The following is a 4,383-nucleotide window of genomic DNA, read 5'->3' on the forward strand; positions in this document are numbered from 1 at the left end:
CCAGGCGCAGCTCGTCGACCTTCCCGCCCATGTTGGCGATGACGATGGTCAGGTAGACACCCACCAGCACAGTGAACAGCAGGCCGAGCAGCCGCTTGCCGGCATAGACCAGCATATGGCGCAGGTCACGCAGGAAGGCTCGCCGTCTCGCCGAGGCGAAGTCTGGATCGCTCATTGCAGTGTCTCCCCCTGGGTGGCCTGGATGGACGGTACCGTGGCAAACACATGGGAAGCGAAAGCCGGCAGGGCCACCCGACGACTGGTGACGGCCAGCTCCAGGCTGTTGGCCCCGGTGCCCAGGGCCGCCAGGTCATCTGCCGACAGCAGGATGCGCCACTCTCCGCTGTATATCGCCTCGGCCGCACCGCGGCGCGCCAGTTGGCCGCGCCCGTCGAAGAGCAGGTACTGCACCTGCTGAATATCCTCGGCGGGATAGGGTGCTCCCTCGAAGGTCACGCCCAGGCGGAACTCGACCGGCTCTCGACCCTCGGCCCCACCCGCGGCCAGTGCGCCGTCCGGCATGGTGCCGACCTCCACCACCAGGGGGCCGTCGAGATCGAGCTCCGGCACCATGGGGCGGGAGAAGCGCAGCCACTTGTCGGCGGGGTCCGGAAACGCCTCGAAGCGGCGCAGTACCAGGCTGCCCTCCACCGGATAGACCGACGCCAGGTAGAAGGGACCGTTACCCACCCAGAAATGGCCGTATTCGCCATACCAGTCCTCCAGGGCCCGATAACGCTCGGCAACCTCTCCCTCCTCGACCAGGCCTTCCAGCACCGCCGGATACAGCAGGGTCTCGCGCTCCCGGGCCTCGCGCAGGTGCCGCTCGAGGATCGGCAGGCTCGGCCCGGCCACCAGACTCATCCAGCCCACCTGCCGACGGTCGGCCTGGTTCGAGGAGAAGGCCAGTTCGCCGCTGCTCTGGGCGAGCATCCCCAGGGTCAGGGTATGCCAGGGCGTGACCGACGGCGCCCGTGAGGCGACGAGGGTTTCCGCATCGGGGTAGATCTGGTCGCTGTAGACCTCGATCACCAGCGGCTCGCGGGAGAGGATCCGCCAGCCCTTGTAGTGCCGATGGAAGGCCTCGAACACCGGCAGGTGGGCGACATCGAAGAGGTGGCTCGCCTCGTCGGCCCGCTCGAAATTCAGGATCCAGGGCAGCACGATATCGGCAAGCAAGACGGTCGAGCCGTCATGCCAGCGGCGTTGAAGGAAGTCGTCCTCGTAGTGGACACGCACCCTGGTGCGGGCCCTGATGCCTTCGGGATGCGCCTCGCCAACCGTAATGAAACGTTCCGCTTCACTGTCCCAGTCGATCCAGGTGTCCTCGGGCACCTCGATCTCTTCCGCGTAGGTCAGGGTGAGCCAGTCCAGGGTCTTCTCGACGGGTACGCCTTCCTCCACGGTGACCTCGGCGGAGGCGATACGCTGGGGGTGATACAGGCCGGTATAGGGATCGGGGATCACCAGGGGATCATCCGTGGCACGCATGATCATCCGGTCGAAGATCCAGTTGCTGCCCGCCACCGGGTTCCAGGGTTCCGCCAGCAGGTTGGGCGTACCGAACACCATGTCGCCGCCCACCTGGTCGGTGTAGCGCAGCGTATAGGGCCATAGCGCCGACCCGGAAAGCCCGCCGGCCAGGTCACTGGCCACTTCCACATTGGCGGTCCGTGCCGAGGCATTGAGCTGGTCGACCAGCCAGACCCGGGATGAATCCTCCATGGCGAGCGCCAGGGCCCGGGCCATCATCGCCCGACGCTCGTCCTCGGTGCGGATAAGGACGATCAGCGTCACCGGCTCACCCTCGAAATACCAGGCGCCCTCGCGGGAGACCGCGCCCAGGGCCGGCATCTCGCGCTCGATCACCTCCCGGGCGGCCTCCGGGTCATGGGCATAGCGCAGTTCCAGTTCCCGGGCCACACCGGCCAGGCGCGCATAGTCGGGAAAGGCCGTACTCAACGGCAGGGTCCGGGGCACGGCCAGGCCACCGTAGATCTCCTCGGCGACATAGCGACGGTCAACCAGCCAATTCAGTGCCTCGCGGATGACCGGCACCTGGAAGGGGTTGAGCGAGCCACTGTCGAGCACCGGGCCGGCCGGGTTGAGCGTCAACTCGCTGGAGGTGCCATAGGACACGTCATGGGCGGTATACAGGGAATCGCGCAAACGGTTAAAGACCGTGGGACTGGAAATCCCCTGGGTGAAGACCTGGTGGGTGCCGGCCTCGATCAGCCCGGTGACCCGTCCGGTATCCGCTTCCCGGGTGAAGACCACCTGATCCACCAGGGCGCCACGACGGTCCGCATACGCCGCCGTATCGACCACGCCGCCGGGCACAGGGCTCCGCCCGGCGGAAGGGGTCAAGGCCGGACCCAGCGAGATGGCCAATACCGCCACCAGCAGCATGGCACTCAAGACCAGCAGGACGACTTTCATGTTTCCAACCGGATGACGTGCGGCTCCAAGGCGATCCCCTCGACCCTCTCGCGACCTTTCCTGCAAGCCTACGCCGTCAAGCACTCGGTGACTTCAACGCTGCTCGACGCAGGGCGGAAGCCGGCCATTGGCCCCGTGTCGAGCCACAGGAATTGACGGCGTGGCGACACGGGAGAGTCATTCGCCATCGATGGCTAACGCGACCTGAGCCGATAACCCACGCCGGTCACCGTCTCGATTCGACTCGACTGCCGGCCGAGCTTGCGCCGCACGGTCCGCACCACGGCGTCCACGACATTGCTGCCGCCCTCGTAGGTCGTTCCCCAGACATCCCGCAGCAGCTCGCTACGCGTCACCGCCTTGTTCTGCCGGGCGAGCAGATGGTGCATGACACCGAACTCCAGCGGCGTGAGCGAGACACGCCCTTCCTCCAGCACCAGCTCCCGGGACCCGACATCGAGCAAGTCGGGCAGGCCCTGGATGCCGAGCTCAGCGGCGGCCAGCTCCGCCAGCCAGCCGTCCACCGAGGCCGGGCCGAAGTCCAGCACTGCGCTGGCATAGTCATTGCCGTCGAGCGTCACCCCCCCGCTTTTCCAGTACCTCGAAACCCAGACGCTGAGCCACGGATGCATAGGCGGCGAGGTCACGGGCCGTCAGGTAGACACGCCGCAGCCTGGGCCGCAGCTCCATATAGTTACGCTTGAGATCGAGCCAGATGGCGGCCTGGACGTCGCTGGGCGAGTCGCCCTCCTCGACACTCAACCAGCGTCGGCAGAACAGGGCAATCTCCCCCGGGGACATCGGCCTTTGCCCGAGATGCGAGTGCCACTCGGCGGTGATCGGGTCCTCGGCAAGCCAGCGGGGGTCCAGCGTATCGGAGCGCAACTTGCAGCACAGGCCAACGACGCGTCCCTCGGGGGAACGCACCACCGAGAAACTCCGCGGCAGGCGCTGCCACCACTGCAGCAGCGCCTCGACGGCCTGTTCTCCCTCGTGCCGGCGAATCAGCGCCTCGATGGCCTCGCCATCCCGGGGTTGCGCCAGCTCCACCGCCAGTTGGGGCGTCCCGCTGGGGAAGAAGGCCTCGCGCACCACCGGGTTCTCGATCAGGTAAAGCATGTCGGCCGTGTAGCGCCACAGGTCACCGCTCCCCGCGGATTCGGCCTCGGCGATCAACTGCCGCCAGGCGGCGCGTCGATAGGCGAGATGCCGGCTGGGGTCGCTGGTGTGCAGGGAGCGAGAGATGGCATCACGGACGGCATCGTGGATGAGCAAACCATCACTGGCGACATCGACGAACGGCAGGTGGCGCAGGCGCTCGAAGGCATCCTGGGCCGCGAGCTCGGGGAAGAGTGCCCGCAACAGCGATACCGTGACGCGGCGCGTGACCGAGGTCCCCTCCAGCACCCGCCGGGTAACGCCGTCACCGACATCGGCCAGAAAGAGGCGGGTCAACTCGTCTAGGGCATGCTGTAGCGGCCCCTCTTCGAGCCAATGGCCTTGACGGTCCTTGCGTACCGCCGCCGCGGCGAGCTTCAGAGCCAGGGGATGGCCATGGATGATGCCAACGATCTTCTTCGCCGCCGCCTGATCCACGCCGAGGCGATCGAGCAGCCGGGTCGCCTCCTCCTCGCTCAGCGGTGTCATGGCGATGGAACGCATCAACCGTCCCCAGCCCGGCATCGCCTCCCAGGCACACAGGGGCCGCTGTCGACCCAGGAGAAGAAGGCGGACGTTATCGGGCAATGTCGGCACGAATACCTGGCGCAGCCAAGTATCCAGGAGCCTGAACACCTCGACGGTATCCAGGGCCAGGATCACCGGAGTGGAGAGACTGCCCAACCGCGTGAAAAGGGAGTCGATGTCGCCGCCCGCCCCCCCGATGGCGTCACCGAGTGCCTGAAGAAAGCCCGACTCCGTCGGCTCGATGCTGCGACAGTCCAG

The 4,383-nt window shown here is 66.8% G+C and carries 3 protein-coding genes; all 3 read right to left on the bottom strand.

The features are described from left to right. Positions 1-171: 171 nt before the first annotated feature. Positions 172-2,439: an ABC transporter substrate-binding protein gene (locus ACESMD_RS07550; RefSeq protein ID WP_372611848.1), complete on the bottom strand. Its 2,268-nt coding sequence runs from the start codon at positions 2,437-2,439 to the stop codon at positions 172-174. A 194-nt stretch (positions 2,440-2,633) separates the two neighbouring features. Next, positions 2,634-3,020 carry a winged helix-turn-helix domain-containing protein gene (locus tag ACESMD_RS07555; protein WP_372611850.1) on the bottom strand — a complete coding sequence of 129 codons (387 nt, stop codon included), beginning with the start codon at positions 3,018-3,020 and terminating at the stop codon, positions 2,634-2,636. Next, positions 3,001-4,383: transcriptional regulator (locus ACESMD_RS07560; RefSeq protein ID WP_372611852.1), on the bottom strand; the 1,383-nt coding region annotated here is incomplete at its 5' end. The genes ACESMD_RS07555 and ACESMD_RS07560, both read right to left, overlap by 20 nt.

The organism is Halomonas sp., from assembly GCF_041689495.1.
In the GTDB taxonomy this organism is placed as follows: domain Bacteria; phylum Pseudomonadota; class Gammaproteobacteria; order Pseudomonadales; family Halomonadaceae; genus Halomonas.

Bases quoted from the DNA above. Each gene is read 5' to 3' on its own strand.
- ACESMD_RS07550 (WP_372611848.1), bottom strand. From the start codon at position 2,439: ATGAAAGTCGTCCTGCTGGTCTTGAGTGCCATGCTGCTGGTGGCGGTA.